Source organism: Parvimonas sp. D9, from assembly GCF_035282565.1.
GTDB classification, from domain to species: Bacteria; Bacillota; Clostridia; order Tissierellales; family Peptoniphilaceae; genus Parvimonas; species Parvimonas micra.
In genome coordinates this window covers 115,774-138,635 of record NZ_JAYKBM010000005.1, presented here as the reverse complement: position 1 = coordinate 138,635, position 22,862 = coordinate 115,774, and the positions used below count along the sequence as shown (strand labels likewise).

At 25.8% G+C, this 22,862-nt stretch carries 18 protein-coding genes; all 18 read right to left on the bottom strand.

The annotated features are described in order from the left end of the window. Positions 1-5: 5 nt before the first annotated feature. Entirely contained in the window at positions 6-314 is a 309-nt protein-coding gene (locus tag VJI94_RS06230; protein ID WP_004832024.1) for a V-type ATP synthase subunit F, read from the bottom strand. A gap of 9 nt (positions 315-323) precedes the next feature. Beyond that, entirely contained in the window at positions 324-746 is a 423-nt protein-coding gene (locus VJI94_RS06225) for an ATP synthase subunit C (RefSeq protein ID WP_041953682.1), read from the bottom strand. A 10-nt stretch (positions 747-756) separates the two neighbouring features. Beyond that, on the bottom strand, positions 757-2,739 hold the full coding sequence (locus VJI94_RS06220; RefSeq protein ID WP_324008725.1) for a V-type ATP synthase subunit I: 1,983 nt from the start codon (positions 2,737-2,739) through the stop codon (positions 757-759). A gap of 20 nt (positions 2,740-2,759) precedes the next feature. Further along, the gene (locus VJI94_RS06215) at positions 2,760-3,800 is read right to left on the bottom strand and encodes a V-type ATPase subunit (RefSeq protein WP_324008724.1); all 1,041 of its coding nucleotides are present in this window, start codon (positions 3,798-3,800) and stop codon (positions 2,760-2,762) included. Then, complete coding sequence (locus VJI94_RS06210) at positions 3,790-4,116, bottom strand: hypothetical protein (protein ID WP_029949386.1); 327 nt, start codon at positions 4,114-4,116, stop codon at positions 3,790-3,792. Before VJI94_RS06210 ends, VJI94_RS06215 begins: the two co-directional genes overlap by 11 nt. 300 nt (positions 4,117-4,416) lie before the next feature. Further along, positions 4,417-4,674 carry a zinc-ribbon domain-containing protein gene (locus tag VJI94_RS06205; protein WP_009354927.1) on the bottom strand — a complete coding sequence of 86 codons (258 nt, stop codon included), beginning with the start codon at positions 4,672-4,674 and terminating at the stop codon, positions 4,417-4,419. Positions 4,675-4,861: 187 nt separating this feature from the next. After that, positions 4,862-5,302, bottom strand: coding sequence for a hypothetical protein (locus tag VJI94_RS06200; RefSeq protein ID WP_324008723.1), 441 nt, complete (start codon positions 5,300-5,302; stop codon positions 4,862-4,864). A gap of 163 nt (positions 5,303-5,465) precedes the next feature. Beyond that, positions 5,466-9,251, bottom strand: a complete 3,786-nt coding sequence (addA, locus tag VJI94_RS06195) for a helicase-exonuclease AddAB subunit AddA (RefSeq protein WP_324008722.1) — start codon at positions 9,249-9,251, stop codon at positions 5,466-5,468. Further along, positions 9,251-12,727 carry a PD-(D/E)XK nuclease family protein gene (locus tag VJI94_RS06190; RefSeq protein WP_324008721.1) on the bottom strand — a complete coding sequence of 1,159 codons (3,477 nt, stop codon included), beginning with the start codon at positions 12,725-12,727 and terminating at the stop codon, positions 9,251-9,253. The genes addA and VJI94_RS06190 overlap by 1 nt, the downstream gene beginning before the upstream one ends. Positions 12,728-12,816: 89 nt before the next feature. Then, on the bottom strand, positions 12,817-14,649 hold the full coding sequence (locus VJI94_RS06185; protein WP_324008720.1) for an ABC transporter ATP-binding protein: 1,833 nt from the start codon (positions 14,647-14,649) through the stop codon (positions 12,817-12,819). Next, positions 14,639-16,378 carry an ABC transporter ATP-binding protein gene (locus tag VJI94_RS06180; RefSeq protein WP_324008719.1) on the bottom strand — a complete coding sequence of 580 codons (1,740 nt, stop codon included), beginning with the start codon at positions 16,376-16,378 and terminating at the stop codon, positions 14,639-14,641. Before VJI94_RS06180 ends, VJI94_RS06185 begins: the two co-directional genes overlap by 11 nt. A 141-nt stretch (positions 16,379-16,519) precedes the next feature. Further along, positions 16,520-17,182: a phosphate ABC transporter ATP-binding protein gene (locus VJI94_RS06175; protein WP_324008718.1), complete on the bottom strand. Its 663-nt coding sequence runs from the start codon at positions 17,180-17,182 to the stop codon at positions 16,520-16,522. Further along, positions 17,154-18,011, bottom strand: a complete 858-nt coding sequence (locus VJI94_RS06170) for a PstA family ABC transporter permease (protein WP_324008717.1) — start codon at positions 18,009-18,011, stop codon at positions 17,154-17,156. The genes VJI94_RS06175 and VJI94_RS06170 overlap by 29 nt, the downstream gene beginning before the upstream one ends. Continuing rightward, positions 17,998-18,861 carry a phosphate ABC transporter permease subunit PstC gene (pstC, locus tag VJI94_RS06165; protein ID WP_324008716.1) on the bottom strand — a complete coding sequence of 288 codons (864 nt, stop codon included), beginning with the start codon at positions 18,859-18,861 and terminating at the stop codon, positions 17,998-18,000. The genes VJI94_RS06170 and pstC overlap by 14 nt, the downstream gene beginning before the upstream one ends. 82 nt (positions 18,862-18,943) lie before the next feature. Beyond that, on the bottom strand, positions 18,944-19,876 hold the full coding sequence (locus VJI94_RS06160) for a phosphate ABC transporter substrate-binding protein (protein WP_324008715.1): 933 nt from the start codon (positions 19,874-19,876) through the stop codon (positions 18,944-18,946). Between the two features lie 87 nt (positions 19,877-19,963). Continuing rightward, positions 19,964-20,635, bottom strand: coding sequence for an HAD family phosphatase (locus tag VJI94_RS06155; protein WP_324008714.1), 672 nt, complete (start codon positions 20,633-20,635; stop codon positions 19,964-19,966). 1 nt (position 20,636) lies between these two features. Next, a complete protein-coding gene (locus tag VJI94_RS06150) occupies positions 20,637-21,716 on the bottom strand; it encodes a hypothetical protein (protein ID WP_324008713.1) in 1,080 nt (359 codons plus the stop codon). 4 nt (positions 21,717-21,720) lie between these two features. Then, positions 21,721-22,860 carry a radical SAM family heme chaperone HemW gene (gene hemW / locus VJI94_RS06145; protein ID WP_324008712.1) on the bottom strand — a complete coding sequence of 380 codons (1,140 nt, stop codon included), beginning with the start codon at positions 22,858-22,860 and terminating at the stop codon, positions 21,721-21,723. Positions 22,861-22,862 lie beyond the last annotated feature (2 nt).

Below are 22,862 nucleotides of genomic sequence, written 5' to 3'. Positions count from 1 at the left end.
TCTCCTTAAATATTAATTCCTATTGATTCATTTATATAGTTTGTAATGAAATTTGGATCTCTTTTCAAACCTGTTCTATCCGGTATTTCAACTATAAGTGGAAAAGTATTTTTTAATTTAACTTCCATAACTTCTTCGCTAATAAGGTTAAAAATATTTTCAGTTAAAATTAAAATTCCAATTTCCTTATTATTTAGACAATCATTAAATTCTTCCAAAGCCTCTTCCCTAGTCTTTAAAACAACTCCAGTTATACCGGCTAATCTCATTCCTACAAGTGTATCTGTATTATCAGATATAAGATAACTTATCATAGAATTCTCCTAAACTCTTTGTAAAATCATAATTGAAATTATAAGTCCGTAAATAGCAATACCTTCTGCAAGTCCAAGAATAATAAGTGTTTTACCTAAAATTGAAGAATCTTCTGAAACTGCACCAATTGCTGCTGAACCTGCTTGACCAACACCAATTCCTGTACCAATTGCTGCAAGACCAGTTGATAAAGCAGCTGCTAAATATCCCATTCCACTCGCTGAACTTGATGTGCTTTGTGTAGCTTCTGCTGCAAATGCAATATCTGGAATAAGTCCCATTAAAAATAAAGCTAAAATTGAAACGACATTAATCGCTATTGCCTTTTTTAATCCTGATTTTGTTGTTTTCTTTCCTTTTCTTAAATAAGATATACCTGTTAAAATAGTTGTTCCTATTCCTAATGTTATTAATAATAAAGTGATTTTCATATTTTCCCTCCTAAATTTCTTCTTTTAATTCTACTTTTAATGGTTCATAATTTATTCCTTCGCCATTAAAATATTTACTGAATAATTCATAATATTCCAATCTTATTGCTTGAATGAAAACTATTAGTCCTTCAAGACAAACAATAAATATATTTCCTAAAACAATCATAAATATATTTCCAATACTTGAACCTAGCATTTGTCCTAAAGCGTGAAATGCCATAAAAAGTCCGACGTGATTAATCGCAAAAGCTCCAACTCTAATAAAAGAAAGAGTATTTGAAAAGAATCCCATAACAGTTTCAAACATTTCAAAACCACTTTCAACAGGAGAAAATTCTTCCTTTCCTTCTGTCTTACTAATTATCGAAACCAATTTTGGCTTCATAAACATCAATGTTGAAGTTACAACCAAAACTACAACACTTACTATTGTAATCATTGAAGATACATTTACACTTACATAATTTTTTAACAAAACAGTATTTAAAACAATTACTATAAATGAGATATAGAATAAAAATCCTGATAATCCATTTTTATCAAAAAATAATTTTCCAAATTCTTTTCTCATCTTTAAGTTTCTAAAGTTGATAATATATGCAATTAATATCATTAAAATACCAAGTCCAATTGTTGCGACAAGTATTGTGTTAATATCATTCATCGGCCTTATAATTAAAGCTGGAATTAATTCTTCAATTCCAAAAACACTTCCATATACAAATCCGAAAAACATTGATGAAAGTCCAATTCTTTGAATAATTTTAGCAATAACACCAAATTTTTTAGATAATAACATTCCTGCTATTACAAAAATTAAACCCTGTCCTACATCTCCAAACATCATTCCGAATAAAAGTAAATATGTTATTGCAAAAAATGGTGTCGGATCCGTTTCCTTATAATCTGGAATTGAATACATCTTTACCAATGCTTCAAAAGGTCTTAAAATAAAATTATTTTTTAACTTTGTTGGTATCTTAAATTTTGAAGGAATTTCATTATCATCTTCAAAATATATCAAAGCACTTTCAGAAACTTTTTCTACTGAATTCTTTATACTTTCAACTTTAGATTCAGGAACAAAAGCACTTAATAAAATAAAATTTTTACTCTCCGCAATATGTCCTTCAAGTTCCTCAATCTTTTCAATAATTTTATATCTGTAATAGAAACCTAAAATATCTTGCAAATATTTATCCTTAAATTCAGCTTTTTCCTTTAAAATTTCATCTTGTTCTCTTTCTAAACTTTCCAATTCAGCATTTTTATTCTTTATAAAATCCTTAAAAGAAATATCTACATTAGGAAGTTCAATTCTATCAAAGGACAAAGAACGAATAAAATATTTTGTGTCTTTTGCATAAACAGAAGGAGTAAAGATTATGACAGTTTCGCCATAATTACTAGTTCCTAAATGCACAACTATTCCCTTAATATTTTCATAATTTGCCTTTAATTTTATCCAAGAATTTTTTGAAATTTCTCCCATATCAAAATTAATATGTTTTAAATTATAAAACTCAGATATTTTCATATCACTATCAGAAAAATATTCAACAGCATTTAATAATATTTTAATTTCTGCTCTCTTTTTTCTATTCTCATCTTCCCTAGTCTTTATTGAAGAAGATTTCAAAGATATATCATCTAATAATTTAAGTTTTTCACTATAATTTAAATTCTTTAAATCATTTAAAGTAACATCATCTTCTTTAATGTTAAAGAAATCAAACATCTGATCTAAAAGCTCTTTATATTTTCTCTTTTTAAAAACTTTTTCTCTATGATATGGTCTTATTTTATCAACAGCAACACCCATATCATTAAAAATTCCTATTTGAGAATCCATATACTTCATTGTGAAATTTTCTGAATTTCCTGCATTTGTAATATGAATCGAGCCATTCAAAACAATTTCTCTAAGAATACTGTGTGCATCCTGTTTTAAAGCAACGAGATTCATCATTTTCATTTTTTCAACAGCCAATTTAGCACCCCCTAACTAAATCAATGAATATTTATTAAATATTCTTTTACTTCACTTTTACTTAGTTTATACTTATTTGCTTCTGCTATTCTAATTAAATTTTCATTTTGAATATTCAGCTGAATAATAAACTTAAGTAAAGTTGAAATCGAATTATCATAGTCTTTAAGTTTCTTTAAATGGCTAAGATAAACATATTCTTTAATATTTCTATTCGAAACAGTAGTATTTCCATTTGCATCTTCAAGAGTATGTCTTAATTTAGTTTTCTTTATTTTCTCAACAATAGCCTCAACACTATCACTATATACCAAGTCCTTTAAAAAATCTCCTTTAATATATTTGCCATATCGTAAACTATAGCTATAAATTTCTTCATTCGGTAAATCATAATATTTTTTTGCTCTGATTATCCATTGAAGATTTATTGTATCTATTAAAGTAGAAAAATAATCATTAAAAATTGCTTGACTTGATTTTGATAATTTATCTATAGCATTTTTCATAGTTAAAAAATATAAACTGTCCAATTTCATTTCAACATGAAAATGCAATCTAAATATATCTTCATCAGTTAGAGAAGCAATTGCCTTTTTGTAAATTGTACCTTTCAATACATCTAGAGCCTGATTAAAATTTTCACAATTTACAAGTTTAGAATAATCAATATGCTTATTTTTCTTATACATTATTGTATCTCTTTCCAAGTCTATCTTTTCATTTTCAACAATACTTCTAAGAATTATTTTTATATCTTTAAATTCATACTTCATAAGCATAGCTTCTATAATCTTTTTATCATCACCAAAAAGGAAAAACTTTAATTTTTCAAGCAATTCTGCCTCAATCTTATTAATCATAAATTCTGTATCATATCTATTTCTCATAGATTTTTCTTCATACATAGGAATTTCATATTTATATAATATATTATTCTTTAAATAATCCACAATCTCATGCCTATGTTCAAAAGATAAAATTTTATCATAATCGGACTGTTTCAAAATTCCTTTTCTTAAAACTCCAATTTTTGCATTAATTGAATGAAAATTATTCCCCATAAAACTCACCGCTTTCTAAAAGAGAATCAGCAAAATTTTTAATTAAGATTTCTTTTTTATCTTCAAAAACACTCTTTATTGCTTCAGATTTTTCATTATATTCAACAAGCTTATTTTTATCTTCATTTTCTATTGAAGATAGATGTAATTTAAGATTTTCTTGTTCTTCTTCCAAAACTTTGTTATACTCGTCATCTATAACTTTCATCTTATCTTTTCTATCTTTAAGTAGCTTTTGTTTCTCAACTTCTAATCTTTGTTGATAATCCTCAGCACCCTTATCAATATCAAATATATTTTTTATAAAACTTTCCATAAATGCCTCCTTTCTAAAAATATTAAATTTTTAAAAATTTCTCCAAAACAAAAGCGCATTCGTAAAAATGCACTTCCAAATTTGCGATAAAAAATTTCAAAATTGTTCACGGAATGACAAGCTCAATTATTGTAAACAATTTTGAAATTTTATTATCTAGTGTAATATTTTAATTTACAATAAGTTCATATATAATAAACTTAATCTTGCCTTAACCAACAATTTTCAATATAAAAATTTTAATTGTTCAATCAGTTATTATTTACCCTATATATTTAAAATATATTTTTTAGCATAAAGCTACTTATCATATAATTTTACTAATGGCATTATTTTATCAGAATTTTTATCATCTATATTAATTCCCCATCCACAAACTGGACAGGCTAAAAACTTCTTTGATGAAAATGGAAAAATTGGAATAAAAAATAGTGTAAACCATCTTTTATCATTATAAAGTGTCCATATTGATGTATTATTACAATGATCACAATGACACTCTTCTTTTGTTTCTCCTATTTTTTTACTTCTTACTTTTGAACCATAAAAAATTATCATTTTTCCTCCTAAATACCAAATTTTATATCCAGTATTTTTATCATGCCTCAAACTAAAAGTTCATTGCTAAAATTATAATATACTTTTCAAGAATTATTTTCATTCTCCTTGAAAACATATATATTATACACCTATGTTTTTATAAAATCAAGCACTCAAATAAAATTTTTTACAATTTAAAAAAACACTAGTTTCTTTGTTTTAACTTCTTATAATTACTGTCTTCTTTGTAATTTTTACAAAATTTTTCATATAATTTAATCAAACTTTTTTCAGAAATATCTTTTGTCTTATAGTTAAGTAAATAATATTTATTTTTAAGATTAAAATCTATCCTTGAAGTTTTTGAATAAACAAAAAGAAATATTTCATTTCCATTAAATTCTGTTTCTACAGAAGGTGAAGATTTTTCTGTGTCTTCAACTGTATTATTAAATCTAAATTTACAATCAGAAATTAAATTAAAAAACTCTTTTTTATCCTCATCAGACTCTAAATTTGCAGTATATCCACTTCCGTCAAAATATACTTTAATCACTTTATTATTTACAATTTCATTTTTTAAAGAATGTAATTCATATCTATACCTTAAAAATATTGATAAAAATACTATACATATTAGAGCCAAAGTTATTGATATGGTTTTAAAAAATTAATTATTTTTCATAAACGAACCTCCTAAAGCTTCCAAGTTATTTAAATAATGTATTTTTTATATTTATTTTAACATATTATACACTCATATTTTATCTCATTAAAAAATCAAAGTCAAGTTTTGACTTTGATTTTTGCTAAATTTCAACAAATTCATTTATTCCAAATAGATATAATCCCTTTTTAGCGACTTTTTTTCCGGAAATGTCTTCAATTGCAGACTTATATAAGTCCAATTGTACTTTGTATCTTGCCTTTACTTCTTCAAGATTTTCTTTTGTTACATAATCTGTCTTGTAATCCAATAAAATTATTTCTCCGTTTCCATTTTCAAAGAAAAGGTCAATTATTCCGACTACCATAATTTTTTCATATTCTTCAATATTTTCATCTTTAAATAAATTTTTCAATTTTATATTATAGTCTATGGCTTTTTCTTTAAATAATTTTCCAAATTTATTTGCAATGTAAATTTCCTTAAAAATATCTGACTGAATAAATTTTACAATCCAATTAATATTTATCGTCTCTATTTCATCCAAGCTCATAATATTTTTCTCAACAAATGAATTTATTTGCGATTTTATTTCTTCTCTTATTTTTGAAATATCTTCTGTATCAAATTTTGAAAAGTCTAAAAGTTGCATAACCAAATGGAAAATAGTTCCTTTTTCTGCAGAATTAAATCCAACTTTTTCCTCACCCTGATGAATAAATGACGGAGTTTTTAAAACAAAATTTTCTTTATAATATTTTTGATGTTTTTCTTCATATTCTTCCTGAATCATCTTTTTAATTTCAGAAACAGTAATGCTTGATGGCTTGTTTAAAACATTTTTATAAACATATTCTTTGTTAAATCTATCTTCCAAAAATTCTTTAACAGTTCGCATTTCTTTTTTAATTTCTAAAGAGTCGTTATCTGAAATAATTTTATTTGTTTTAACTTCTTCTTTAATTCTTTGATATTCTATAAATTCCTCTGTTTTAGTATTTACATTTAATTGAAATTTTAAGTCTTCATTTCCCGAAAAGTTTTCTTCTCTTCCTAAACAATTCAAACTCTTTCCATAAACACTAAGATTATCAATAGAGCTTAATATCCAATCAAGATAATTATTTATTTTTAGAATTTTATAATTACTTATATTTCCTCTTTCATCAATTCCGGAACTTATTTCTTCTTTTAAATTCTCATAATCTTTTACTCTTCCGGTTATTATAAGTTTTTCCTTTGCTCTTGTCATTGCAACATAAAGAAGTCTCATTTCTTCAGCAATTTGTTCGTTCTTTTTGAATTTTTCAATTTTTTTCTTCATAATGCTGTTGAAAGAAGTTTTTTTATCCATATCATAAACAACTGCACCGAAACCAAGTTTTTGATGTAAAACTAAATTGCTGTCGTCAGCTCTGAAATTAAATTTCTTATTCGTATTTGCGAGAAATACAATAGGAAATTCCAAGCCCTTGCTCTTATGAATACTCATAATTCTAACTACATTCGCATCTTCAGAAATTAATTTCGCCTCAGAAATATCACTTTTTAAACTGATTTTTTGAATATAATTTACAAAATTAAACAATCCCTTATAAGAATTTTTTTCATAATTTTTCGCCTTTTCAAAAAGTAACATCAGATTTGTTTTTCTCTGCTCTCCCATATCCAAAAGTCCGACATAATTGTAGTATCCTGTATATTTATATAAAAACCATATTAATTCATCTGCTGAAACTAAAGATTTTTTTTGTATAAATAATTTTAAATCGGAAATAAATTTTGCAATTTTTTCCTTTAGACTTACTCTAATTTCAATATCTTCATCTTCTAGTATTTTTATTAAAAGCTCATAAAATTTTAATTCCCTATCTACAAGTCTTATTTCGCTTAATTCTGTTGACGTAAAATTATAAATTGGAGAATACATTACTGAAATTAAAGGAATATCCTGCATAGGATTATCTATAATTTTAAGCAAATTAATTATTGTATCAACTTCAAAAGTATCAAAATATCCACCTGTACTCTCTGCATATATTGGAATATTATATTCTAAAAATACCTCTTCTAATATTTTTGTATTACTGCTTGGAGAACGCATCAAAATAACAATATCTTTGTACTCAACTTTCCTATAATCATCCAAATTTTTATCATAAACCTTAAAAGGATTTTCTTTATTGTTCATCATATTGTAAATTGTATTTGCAATTTTTATACATTCAAGTTTAAAAGATTTCATCTCCTCAAAATCTTCTGAATACTCATCAGTTAAAATTATCTCGTCTTCATACTCTTCATCAGATTTTTCATCAACTAAAAGAATTTCAACTGTACCGCCGACATTTTCATCACTTTCTTTAAAACTTGCCATAGGATTTAATCTTTCATCAACAGTATAATCAAGTTCTCCTGTTTCTTTTTTCATTATTTTTGAAAAAACCAGATTTGTTCCCTCAAGAATTTCTTTTCGACTTCTAAAATTCGCATAAAGCATTATCTTTCGATTAAAACTTTCAATATCTTCCTCTACTCTATAATAATTTTCATATTTTTCCATAAAAATACTCGGATCTGCCTGTCTAAATCTATAAATACTCTGTTTAACATCTCCAACCATAAATCTGTTATTTTCTTTTGCTACTGCTGATAAAAGAATTTCTTGAACTAGGTTACTATCTTGATATTCATCAATAAAGACTTCAGAATATTTTTCTTGATATTCCAAAGCAGTCTTAGACGGTCTAATATTTCCGTCTTCATCAATATCTACAAGTATCTCTAATGCCAAATGTTCAATATCGGCAAAATCTACATAATTAAATTTTTGCTTTCTCTCCCAAAACTTTTCCTTAAATTTAATTACAACATCGGAAATTGAACGAATATAAGGATAAATCAAATCACTTTCTTTTTTTATATTTTCTAAATCTAAATTTAAAGCTCCAAGTGATTCTGTAATCTCCAACTTTATACTATCCAATTCTTTTTTAACTTTATTGTATATCTCTTTTACTTCTTCATCACATTTTGAAATTCTAAAACTTCCAAAGTTTGAATTTAAAAATTCATAAGATGATTTTTTAAGCTCATCAAATTTTGTATTATCCTTCAAAAAGTTTTTTAAACTTTCCTTTACAACAAATAAAGCATCCAACAAAATATTATAAATATCTATATATTTTTCAAGTTCAGGATAATTTTCTATTTTTTTCAAATTATTTTTAATACTAAGTTCAAAAAATTCTAAATCCATATCTACATCTTTTGCAATATCCAAGATGTAATTTTCTAAATAAAAATCATCATCCTTTGTCATCGTATTAAAAAATTCTGCCTTTTCATTTAGCCAAATATTCGGAAAAGGATGTGAATTTACAAAATTATTTACATTTAATAAAAGTTGTAAAAGTCCTTCATCCGTGTTTTTCTTGGCATACCAGTTAACTAGTCTCAAAAAGCTCTCATCATTATTTTCATAAAGCTCTTCAAATAATTCTTCCATAACTTCTTTGGCTAAAACTTCATTTTCGCTAGGATCTATAACTTTTATATTGCTATCTAAATTTACCAAATGAGCATAAGAAATCAAAACATCTTTACAAAAAGAGTCAATAGTTGTGATGTCAGCACCGCTAAGGAGCAGTAATTGTTTTTGAAGATGTTCATTTTCCGGATTTTCTTCAAGTTTTTTTTCAATAGCCTTACTTACTCTTTCTCTCATTTCAGATGCAGCCAATTTTGTAAATGTTACAACAAGTAATTTGTTGATATCAATCGGATTTTTTTCATCTAAAACGAGCTCTATAATTCTTTCGATAAGTACAGCTGTTTTTCCAGAACCTGCTGCTGCAGATACAAGTAAATTCGTATTTCTACTATCTATTACCTGTCTTTGCTCTTTAGTCCACTTTACTTCACTCACTATTTCTCACCTCTTTTCTCTTTATTTTCCGAATTCATTTTTTCAAAAACCTCATTTGGTTTATCTTTAGTCAATAAGTTCTTAATATTATTATATTTATTATGCTTAATATCAAATCTGCAAATGGATTTATATTTACAATAATCACAAGGCTTTTTATTTTTATATCTGAAAGGCCTTATATCAATATTCCCTGCATAAATTTCTTCACAGATATCCTTAGTCTTATTTAAAACAAATTCATTTACAATTTCAAATTCATCAATAGTTAAGCCCAATGTGCTTGCTCCGATTTCTTGACCTTTTGACTTTAATTTAATAGGTAATATTTCAGAAGCCAAATTATCCGCATCTAAAGTCCTATCCAAATTTTTTAAAAGTTCCATATCTTTTATAACAAAACCGGTAAGTTTATTTTTCTTAAGTTTTTCACTATGATAACTTTCGTCGTTCATATCAAGCATTTTAGAATAAGTTTCAAATCCGACAAAATTTGTTGTAAAATCACTATAAAATAGTCCTGCAGGTTTATATCTTTCTTTATTTGAAGATAAAATTGCATTCATATAGACAAAAAGTTGTAGCTGAAGCCCTGCATAAACTTTATTTAAGTCAATATCTCTTTTCGAAGATTTATAATCAATAATTCTTAAAAAATCAAAATTTTCTCCTTTAAAAACATCAATTCTATCAATCTTACCTACTAATTTAATCTCTTTTCCATTCTTTAAAGTATAGGTAATAGGTTTTATTGACTCATCTCCAAAGGCTGTTTCAAAACCTGTTGGAATAAAATTTCCACGTCTTACCTGTTCTGCCATAATTTCTATGCTTTCAACAATATTTTTATGTGTAATAGTTGAAAAATATTTATATTTTGGAGAACTTTCAAGAATAAAATTAGACTTTTCAGACATTTTTTTAGTTAATTTTTCTACTTCCCTTTGAATAAATTCTCTATCAATTGTATTCCAATCAATATTATTTTCAAAAACTCCCTTAAAAAAGTCGTCAAAAATCTTATGGCAATATGTTCCATAATCTGCAGTAGAAAAGTCATACACTTCCCTTTCCTTTGCTCTAAGTCCATAGTTTATAAAATAAGAAAAAGGACAACTCATAAAGTTTTCAAGTTTTGAAATGCTTACATTTCCACTTTCATAAAGAAATGAAGTATAATCTTTTATATTTTCTGTTTCTTTTTTGTAGTTCAATTTATCCTTTAAAATTTCAATCTTGTATTTATAATCTTTATCTTCTATCAAGAAATCAATTATTTCTCTAAAATTGAATTTGTCATTTTCACTCAATTTATTTGAATTTAAAGCCTCAATATTGGAAACTAAGATTTGATATAATCTTTCTTTAGAAAAAGTTTCAAAAATATCCATAATAGAAAAATCTTTTAGATAATCTATACTTTCAACTTCTAAATTTTCAAAAATGAATTTAATTTTTTTCACAAATCTTGAAACTAAAAGGCTATTTCCCTCCAAATCGGAAATAGGAAAAGTTATATATAATTTTTCTTTTGAAATACTGAAAGTTTTATAACTTAAAAATTGTTCATCCGTAGTTTTTAGTAAATTATTATTGGAAAAATTAAAGCCTAAAGTTTTTAAACTTTCTTTTTCATTTTCGCTAATTAAGTCATTATCCACTATATTTTTTGGAAAATTCCCGTCATTAACTCCCAATACAAAAGCTATTTTTGTAGAAGGTTTTTTCATTCTGTCAACAGTTGTAATAAAGACTTCATCCTTTGAAGGAGGAACAATTCCAAGCTCAATATTTTCAAGTTCAGTTTTAATTAGATTTATAAATTTTGAGTAGGCAATCTTCTCCTCTCCCATAAATTCAACCATTTCATCCAAAACTGCTGTAAAACTTCCCCAAACTTGAGAATACTCTTTAGCCTTATATAAATTTCCTTCATTTTGAAAATTCATTACAAGTTCATTAATTCTATCAAAAAGTCCTATTTCCAAAGTGAATTCATATAAATATTTACAAATATCCTTTATAGTATTTCTACCTTTTAACTTATCATGCAAGTTTTTTATAGGAGTTATTACAATATTCTTTATCTCATTTATCTTTACAAGTTTTTCATCATCACTTTCTTCTTCAACACTATGGACGATGGACTTGTTCCAAAATTCGTCAAACCAACGATTACCTTTTATTCCATTTGCAATTACATAATTTTCCAAAAGGAAAATATCCTCATTAGAAACTCCTGTAAGTCCGCTCTTCAAATACCTAAAAACAGAATCATAAGAATACTTTTTATCTTTCATATCCAAAATGGATAAAATTAAAATAATAATCGGATTTTCCATAATTGAAATCTTTTCGTCCAAGAAATAATCAATATTGTAATCGTCAAAAACTCTTTCTAATATATAAGAATATTCATCCAAACTTCTCATACATAGAGTTATATCATTGTATCTATAGCCTTTAGTTTTAACTAATTTAGAAATTTCTTCTGCAACAAAAGAAACTTCATCATATATATTTTTAGATTTTAAAATTCTAATATTTTCAGAATCTTTAGAATATGGTTTTGGAGAAAAAGTACCAATATTTTTTTCTAAAAACGATAAATCTTCCGAATTATAGTAGCTTTCATTTGAAAGTGAAATGTTTTCAAACAATGGAATATTATACTTTTCACAAATATTTTTAATATTCAAGATTGTTGAATTACTTCTTAAAAACATATTCATTTTTGAATGTAAATTTTTAAAATCAGTTAAAAGAGAAAAATAAATATTTTTTGAAAAATAGATTAACTTTTCAATTACCAAGTATTGAGCAGGTGTAAAGTCCATATATTCGTCAACAAAAATAGTTGCTCCTTTGATACTTTCAAAATCATCAAGTTTTTCAGCAAAAATATTTAAAGTATCTTCAGTATCAGAGTATTTTTTATCAATCAAATTTTCATAAGATTTATAAATATTATATAAATCTTGCATTTTAAATTTCAAAGACTCATTTTTAACATTTTCTTTAAGCGAAAAAACATCCGTAACCGAAAAATCATTTTGCTTAAACTCTATTATCATATCCATAATATTGTTTACAAAACCCATTTTAAAATCGTCAGATTTAAAAGTAATCAAATCTTTTGAAACCATGTCCATAGCCTTAAAAGTTAAAAGACTTCTAGCACTTGTCGTAAGTCTTCTCTCCTTAAGTCCTCCAACATTAGTAAAGACAATTTTACTTAAAGTTGAAAAACTTACAACTCTAATTCTAAAATTAGGGTCAATATTTTTTTCATCTTCAAGCTTTTCACTTAATCTTTTTTCCATTTCATATGTAAATTTTTCCGGAACTAAAATATAAATAGGCTTTTTATCTTCTCTTTTAGCCTCTTCAAAACAAAGCTCTAAAATCTTATCAGTCCTATCTGCTCCAAATCTTCCTGTTATAAATCCAACTGCCACAACAATTACCTCTTTCAATCTGATATAATTATTTTATCATATTTTGATATAACAAAAAAGATAGTATGTCAAAATAAAAAATTTTGCCACACTATCTTCATATATTTTTAATCCAGTTCAAATTTTCCTGTATATAATTGATAATATCTTCCTTGTTTTTCAATCAATTCATCATGAGTTCCCATTTCTAAAATTTCTCCATTATCCAGAACGATTATTCTATCTGAATTTGAAATTGTAGAAAGTCTATGAGCAATTATAAATACAGTTCTACCTTCCATTAAAACATACATAGCTTTTTGAACAACATTTTCTGTTTTTGTATCTATTGAAGAAGTAGCTTCATCAAGAATAAGGACGGGTTTATTTTCAAGTAATGCTCTTGAAATTCCAAGCAATTGTCTTTGACCTTGAGATAAATTTTCTCCACCACTTCTTAATACTGTATCATATTGTTCAGGAAGTTTTATTATAAATTCGTGAGCACCTGTTTTCTTACAAGCCTCGATACATTCTTCTCTTGTAGCTTCTAAATGCCCGTATCTAAGATTTTCTAAAACTGTTCCAGTAAATAGATTTGTTTCTTGTAAAACAACACCTACATTTTTTCTAAGGTCAGCTTTTTTTATTGAATTTACATTTATTCCGTCAAATAAAATTTCTCCACTATTTACATCATAAAATCTGTTTATAAGGTTGGCAATTGTAGTTTTACCGCTTCCGGTTGCTCCTACAAGTGCAATTTTTTCACCTTGTTTAGCAGTAATACTGATATTTTTTAAAACTGTTTTTTCCTTATTATATCCAAAAACAATATTTTTTATATCAATATTTCCTAGAACTTCTACTTTTTCTCCATTTTCTTTTACAAATTCATATTTATTGTCTTCTTTTTCTATTTCTACTTTTCCATCATCTACTTCAGGTTCTTGATCAATTAGAGCAAAAACTCTCTCAACTCCAGCTAAACCCATAATTATTGAATTTAATTGCATTGAAACTTGGTTGATATTTCCTGAAAATTGCTTTGTCATATTTAAAAATGGAACTACTATACTTATACTAATTGCCATACCTGAAAGACTTAAATTATATACATTAAAGTATATTAAAAGTCCTCCAACAATTGCAACAACAACATATAGAATATTTCCGATATTATTTAAAATTGGTCCAAGTATATTAGCATAAGAATTTGCCTTTTGAGAATCATCAAATAATTTATCATTAACTTCATTAAATTTTTTCATTGACTCATCTTCATAATTAAAAACTTTTACAACTTTTTGTCCATAAATCATTTCTTCTAAATAACCTTCAGTTTTACCCAAAGATTTTTGTTGCTCAATGAAGTATTTTCTTGAATGTTTACCAACATATTTTGTTACAAAATACATGGCAACAACACCTAGCAGAACGGTAAGTGTCATCCAAAAACTAAAATATAACATTATACCAAAAATTGTTATAACAACAACTAATGATGCCAAGACATTCGGTAAACTTTGAGAAATCATCTGTCTTAAAGCGTCAACATCATTAGTATAATAACTCATTATATCCCCATGTCCTTCAGTGTCAAAATACTTTAAAGGAAGAGTCTGCATTTTTACAAACATCTTTTTTCGCATATGATAAAGAGTTCCTTGAGTTATAGTTGCCATTGCAAGATTATATACAGCTGTTAGTATCAAAGAAAGTATATCTACTCCAATTAATATCAAGATTAAAGTAATCATTTGTTTTGAAAAAACAGACCATGAAACTGAAGGATCTCTAGCTTCAAGCAAACTCACTATTCTTTGAATAAATAAACTTGGAATTGAGCTAACCCCAGCAGTAAATACTATTCCAACTAAAACTAAAGGAAAAAGTACAGGATAAGCTGTAAATACTTCTTTTATTACTCTGAATAAAATTGATTTTTTACTATTTTTCATCTACAACTCCTCCTTGTGTTAAATATAAATCACGATATAATCCCTCTTGTCTTACTAGAGTTTCATGATTTCCACTAGCAACTACTTTGCCCTTTTCAATTACCAAAATTATATCTGCATTTTGTACGGATAATATTCTTTGAGCGATTATAATTTTTGTAGTTTCAGGCATATAAGATTGTAAGCCTCTTCTTATCAATTCATCTGTTTTTGTATCAACAGCTGAAGTGGAGTCGTCAAAAATTAAAATTTTTGGTTTCTTAAGCAATGCTCTAGCAATACAAAGTCTTTGCTTTTGACCTCCTGAAAGATTTGATCCACCTTGTTCAATATATTCGTCGTATCCATTAGGCATTTTATTTATAATTTCAGTTGCTTGAGCAATATTACAAACTAAATCAAGGTCTTCATCAGTTGCATTTTTGTTTCCCCATTTTAAATTTTCTCGAATTGTTCCGGAGAATAAAGTATTTTTTTGAAGAACCATACCTACTTCTTCTCTTAACAATTCAATATCAATATTTTCGATATTAATATTGTCTATTAAAATTTCTCCAGAATTTATATTGTAAAGTCTAGGAATTAATTGAACTAATGTACTCTTTCCAGAACCGGTAGCTCCAATTATTCCAACTGTACTGCCTGAAGGAATTTTAAATGAAACATCATTAATTACATTTTCTTTTGCGTCTTCTGAATATCTAAAAATTACATTTTTAAATTCTATTTCTCCACTATTAACTACTTTATGCAATGACTTTTCATCTGTTATAGTTGATTCTGTATTTAAAACTTCTGAAATTCTTTTTGAAGATTCCATTGCCATTGTTAACATAACAAGAACCATTGAAAACATCATTAGACTGCTCAAAATCATAAAACTATAAGTCATAAGTGCAGATATCTGTCCAACATTGAAATTTGGATTAATTCCAGCTACTATAACATAGGAACCTAAAAATAGAATCAAAACAGTATCTACATATAAACAAAATTGCATTAAAGGTGCATACAATGATATTATTTTTTCTGCAATTGTAAAATCATGTTTTACTTCACTTGCAACTTTATCAAATTTATCAATTTCAAAATCCTCACGAACTAAAGATTTTACAAGTCTTATAGCCTTTATATTTTCTTGAATGGTATTATTCATATCATCATATTTATAAAATATTTGTTTGAAAATTTTCATCGCTTTTATAATAATAAATGCAAGTCCAATTAAAAGTATTGGAACAACTATAACAAAAATAAATGCAAGTCTTCCACCCATAATAAAAGCCATAACGAATGAAAAAACAAACATAAATGGACTTCTAATTGCCATTCTTATTGTCATCATATATGCATTTTGAACATTTGTAACATCAGTAGTAAGTCTTGTAAGCAATGAAGAATTAGAAAAAGAATCTATATTTTCAAAAGAAAATCCTTGAACTTTTTCAAAAATATCTTTTCTTAAATTTCTAGCAAAACCTGAAGATGCAATCGCACTTTTCTTTCCTGCTAACATTCCGAATGTCAAAGAAAGCATCGCCATTATTACAAGAATTAAACCCTGTTTAAATAAATCTCCAATCGGAATATTTGACCTTATTCCATTTACCAAATTTGCAAGAATAAAAGGAATTATACATTCCATAATAACTTCAAAGACAATATAAATAACAGACATAATAGAGTCTTTTTTATATTCTCTTATACTCTTACTTAATGTTTTTACCATAAACTTCCTCCGTATAATATGTACTAAAGAAAAAAACTTAAATATATCAATACTTAAGTTTTATAAATTTCCGAACTAAAAAATCTTACTATATGTATATACCCAACTAAAGTAGATTTTTAACTTTTTAATTTTCTGTTTTTAAACTAATTTTTTATTTTCTATTCTAATTATTCTATCTGCAAGTCTGTTCGCTTGTTTTTCGTTATGAGTTGAAATTATTATAGTGTATTTTTTTGAAAGTTCTTTTATAAGAGATTCAATTATTATAGAATTTTTCTCATCTAAAGAAGAACAAGGTTCATCAAAAATCAAAACTTCAGGGCAAGTTGTAAGCATCCTTGCAATACAAAGTCTTTGTCTTTGTCCTCCTGATAATTTTGAAGGAGAAAGACTTAAATTATCTTTTACCTCATCATATAAATTCACACTTTCCAATAAATTTTTAACTTTTTCTTTTTTATTTTTGACTTTTCCTTCATAAAATTCCATTGCATAGGTAATATTTTTTTCTATTGAAAAGTCAAAAGGTTTAGAGTCTTGAAAAAGTGTAGAGATTTTTCTTTTTAGTTCAATTGGTTTAATGTTTTTAATATTTTCTCCTCTGAAAAATACATCTCCAGTATAATTTCCACCATTTTCAATTAAAAATCCGTTCAAACAAGAAAGTAAAGTTGATTTTCCAGAACCTGAACTTCCCATTATACAGATTATTTCATTTTCCTTTATATCTAAATTGACATCTTCTAAAATGCTTTTTTCTTTGTAGAAGATACTAAGATTTTTTATTTCTAATATATTCAACTATTTTACCTCCGATACTTCTCATTATTATTTCAGATAATAAATTTAATATTATTAAAAGTCCAATCAAAACCATTGCCGTAGCATATGCCTTTTCAGTTGCGACAGATTGACTAAGTAACATATGCAAATGGAATGGTAAAGCCATAATAGGATTAAATAATCCGCTTGGTTTCGCCATAAATACAACTCCGGTCAAAAGTAAAGGTGCAGTTGCCCCTACAGCATAACTTCCCGCTAAAATTGAAATTGAAACTATTTTATTGAAAATAGTAGGTAAAATTAACTTCCTACACATATAAATTTTATCAATTCCCAAAGCATAACTATCTCTTATGCTTTGTCTATCAAATTCTTCAATTAGTTTTTCAACATTTAACTCCACAAAAGGAAAAACCATTAGTGAAAGAGCTATGCTTGCTGTAAATAAACTTTTCGGAATATTTAAAGTTACTATAAAAAATCCATAGACAAAAAGTCCAATTATAATTGACGGAATTGATGAAATACATTGAATAAGAAAACTTAAAAGCATTTTTATTACTTTTGATTTGCAAAATATTTTATTGTAAATCGCAAAACAAATACCTAAAACTGTTGAAAAAAACATAGATAATATCATAAGTAAAAATGAGCCTATTATCGCATTTCTAATACCGCCATCTACTCCAAGTGGCATTCCTTTCGGATTTTCCGTTAAAAATTTTAAATTTATTCCTGAAATCCCATTAAAAAACACAAAAGAAAATATCAAAAAAATTGCAGTCATAACTATAAAAATAGATATATAAGCAAAAAGTTTAATTAAATTATCCTTAAATCTTATCATAATTTCTACTCTTTCTGTTAATAATAAATAATAAAATATTAATGATTAAAACTAAAATCAAAAGTATAAATCCGCTCGCAAAAAGTGCATAATAATGTTCACTATAGACTTCACTCATCCCTATTTCAAGTGCAATAAGCGATGGAATAGTCTGTGCTTTTGACAATAATTTTGGAAAAATCGGTGCATTTCCTATAACCATCATAACTGCCATTGTTTCCCCTATTGCTCTGGAGAATGAAATCATAAAGCCTGTTAAAATTGAAAAATGCAATTTCTTTAAAACTACTTTTCTTATAAAAAACTCTTTACTTATTCCCAAAGCATCAGAATCTCTTTGATATTTTTTCTTAATAAGTTCAATTGTTTCAATAAGATTAGAAACAAAATAAGGTAAAATCATTATTGATAAGATAATACTACCTGCAAGAACACTTTCTCCAGCAGAAATCTTAAATATTCTTTCTATATTTTTTACAATTATAATCATTCCAAAAAAACCATAAATTATTGAGGGAATACCTGCCAAAATATTTATAAGCCATATAAGTATAACTCTTGACTTTTTTGTATAAAAGGATATAAATATTGCTGTTCCAATAGCTATAGGAAGTGAAATAATACAAGCTAGAATAGATATAAATACACTTGCTAATAGTATATTAAAGATTCTGAAACTTCCTGAAACTTCCGTTGCATCCCAAACTCTTCCAAAAATAAATTTTAGAAAATTATTTTTAAGAAAAAATGGTAATGACTGATTATACAAAAAGACTATTAGAGTCAACAAAAGTAAAATTGTAAATAATGTAAAAATATAGACTGTGTATTTAAAAACTTTATTTTTCATAATTACTCCAAAAAAGAGGAATACAAAAAGTATTCCTCAGTATTTTCTAAATTTTATTGCAAAACAATAAGGTTGTCCAATATTATTTGCTTGGTATGAATCCCATACTTTTTATAACTTTCTTTCCTTCTTCTGATTGAAGTAAATCAACAAATACTTTTTCAGTTGCAGTTAATTTTCCACTCTTCATAATGATTAAAGGTCTTGAAATATAGTAACTGTTATTTAAAATATTTTCTTCAGTTGGTTCAACATTATCAACTTTCATAGGAATTAACTTTCCTTGGTTTTGATTAGTAATACCATATGATGCATATCCAATAGCATTTTTATTTTCAATAATTTTTGAAACTAATGCACCCATTGAAGGAGCTTGAATTGCATCTTGTTTAACCTTAACATCTTTCATTATTTTCTTTTGGAAAACTTCATGTGCTCCACCACCTAAATCACGAGTTACAACTACAATTTCTTCATCAGGTAAAGATGGATCTACTTGTTTCCAAGTTTTATACTCTCCGGAGAAAATCTTTATGATTTCTTCTTTTGTTAAATTTCCATTTTTAGCTTTTAAAATATTATTGTCAGGATTAACACAAATACAAAGAGCATCAAGACCTAAAGTATAAGATTCTAAATCCTTAATCTTTTCTTTTTCTGAATCCTTAATATCTCGAGCAAGCATTCCGAAATTTGCAACTTTATCAAGAACTGCCTTAACCCCAGCACCTGAACCACCTGATGATACAAAAATAGTTATATTTTCTTTTGGCAATGAAGAATCAACCTTATCCCAAGTTGTATGTTTTTCAATAAAATCTGTAGCAATCTTATTGATTACAGGAGCTAAAGTTGAAGAACCACTAAAACTAATTTGTGCATTAACAGTATCAGACTTGCTTTCAGTTTTATTTGTTTCTTCTTTCTTTTCAGTATTTTGTTTTTGTCCTGAACAAGCAGTAAACATAATACAAACTGCTAAAAGAGCCGTTAATTTTTTAAAATATTTTTTCATAATATCCTCCTAAAATAAATACCTGCATATATTTTACAACAAAGAAAATATAATGTAAAATAGATTTTATTAATGGATATTAGTTATTTATAAGGAATTCTTATTATAATTTGTTAAATTCATTTCTTTAAAAAATTCTAAAACTTCTCCCAAATCTTCAAAGATATAATCTGCTTTTGTTTGATCTTGTCCGAAGAATTTATCTTTTATTGCGATTACTTTTATATTTGCGTTTTTTCCAGCTTCTATTCCCCTTGTTGAATCCTCTATTACAAAGGAGTCCTCATTTGAAACTTTTAAAAATTCACAGGCTTTTAGATAAACATCGGGATTTGGTTTGCTTTTTTTAACTTCATCAGAACTTACTATAAAGTCAAAGTATTCTAAAATTTCACAATCTTTTAGTGCCTTTTCAATTGTCTTTTTAGGACTTGATGAGCAAACAGCAGTTTTTATTTTATGTTCTTTTAAAAATATTAAAATTTCTTTTACATAAGGATTTAAAATAGCTTTATAGTCTATAGGATTTTCTAAAAAATATTTCCTATTTTCTTCTTCTATCTCAGAAATTGTATATTTTTTATTGAGCATTTCATACAGCAAATTATATGTTCCTTCCATATTCGTACCGATTAGTCTAAAAGTATCTTCAAGTTTTCCTTTAAAACCTCTCTTGGAAATCCAGTCATAAGTTCCCTTCATATAAAACATTTCCGAGTCTATAATGACTCCATCCATATCAAAAAGTACAGCTTTCATATTATTTACCTCTATTTTTTAAACAATCATAATTATCACATATATATCTTATTAGCTTTAAATAGTTTTCTTTATATTTTCGATTCTTTTTATTTTTTATTGAATTTTTAATAATAAGATTTAGATTATCCAAAGCCAATATTAAAATCATAATTAAAAAAACTAAAAATCCTACCTTTAGATATGTTTTCAAATCTTCTGCTTTTGTAATATTGTTTTTTCCTATGAACAGAGAAATTTTAACTGCTATTGATGTCAAAATTAATCTTATAGTTGCAAAAACTGCAGAAATAAATGATGAAATGATAATTGTAGATATTAAGCCTGTTTTTATTATAAATGCTATTGCTATAGTTACCCCTTTATTTATAGCTTTTGAAATCAGCTCAAATGAATTTATATCAACATTTTTATTTTTTTCAAGTAAAAATTTCTCTCTTATCAAATCATTTTCAGTTGGAAATTTACTAAAAATAAATTCTTCTAAAAATTTTAAATTCTCGTGATTTGTCTTAATATAGTCTTTTACATCTCTATTAAGAAACTCTTTAAGTTGTAAACTATAACCGAAATATTCGTTGTCAAACCATTTATTTACATCATTATTTTTTGGAAATTCATTATCCTTAATTTTAAATTTTACATCATTAATATTATATAAGATAAAGAATAACTCAAAACTTAAAAATATAATATACGAATAATTAAATAAAGTTAAAAAGTGATTGTAAAATAAAAACTCAGATTTAAAAATAGAAATATATAATAGTAAATTCATATTTAAAAAAGCTAAAATTTTTACTAATATATTTAATGGATTTATAAAACTAAGTTTAAATTTAGTATATCTAATTAACATAAAATAAATCATATTCATACTGTTAAATATAAAAATAAATCCTAATAAAATTTGTAAAAAATCAAACACATAGGATAATTGAAAATCCAATAAGTAAAATGAAATTATAAAATAAATTGAATATACCAAAACCCATAAAATATTAAATATGGTATTAATAATTCTTAGTATTTTTTCATATTTTAAATTGATATTTTCTAATTTTTTTCTAAGTAATACCATTTTATCACCTTGTTTCCTTTAAATTACAATTTACAAAAAAGCTGTCCATTATGTCAAAACCTCTTTTTGTAAAATATATTCTATCATCTTTAATTTCGACTACATTATTTTCTAATCCTATTTTTACAGCTTTTTTATTCTCTTCTAAAAAGTCAGACTCAAAAAGTCTATTATAATCTGAAATTAAAAACCCCTCTTTTAAACGCATATTCATTATGATATATTCAAATTTTTTTGTAGGCATATCCAATTTTTCTCTAAATTCTATTGGAACATTTCCACTTTGTAATTCTTTTATATATTTTGCAAGATTAACTGTATTGGAAAATCTTTCATCATTCAAATATGAATGTGCCGAAATTCCAAGTCCTAAATACTCTTTACAATTCCAATACTTTTTATTATGAACAGATTCTTTCCCGACTTTAGCAAAATTTGAAACTTCATATTGATTCATTCCCATTTCTTCTAATTTTTCTACGATTAGATGATACATTTTTCTTTCAGTTTCTTCATCTAAAAAATCCAATTTTCCTGCATTTTGTAATGCCTTAAATTTCGTCTTTTCTTCAATAATCAAAGCATAATAGGAGATATGTTCGGGATTTATATTTTTTACCATTTCCAAGTCATACAAAATATCTTCAATAGTCTGACTTTGATAACCAAAAATTAAATCTAAATTTATATCAAAACCGAATTTTTTTACCAATTCAATACTCTCTAATGCTTCTTTTGAGTTGTGATTTCTTCCTAATTCTTTTAAGATTTTATCATTAAAACTTTGTACTCCTATTGATACTCTATTTATTTCTGCACTTTTATAGTATTCCAATTTTTTCTCATCAAAAGTTTTCGGATTTGTTTCAATTGATATTTCAATATTATCAAGGACTGTAAAATTTTCCTTTACTTTTTCTAAAATTTCAAAGATATATTTTCCGTCAATAAAACTTGGAGTTCCTCCTCCGATAAAAATAGAATCTATTAAAAAGTTTTTATTTCCTTTTAATTCAATTTCTTTTTTTAAAGCTTCTACATACTCTTTAATTTTAGAATTTGCACCTTGAAATGCTGTAAAGTCGCAATAATTACATATTCTATCACAAAAAGGAATGTGAATATATAATCCCAATCTTTTCATTT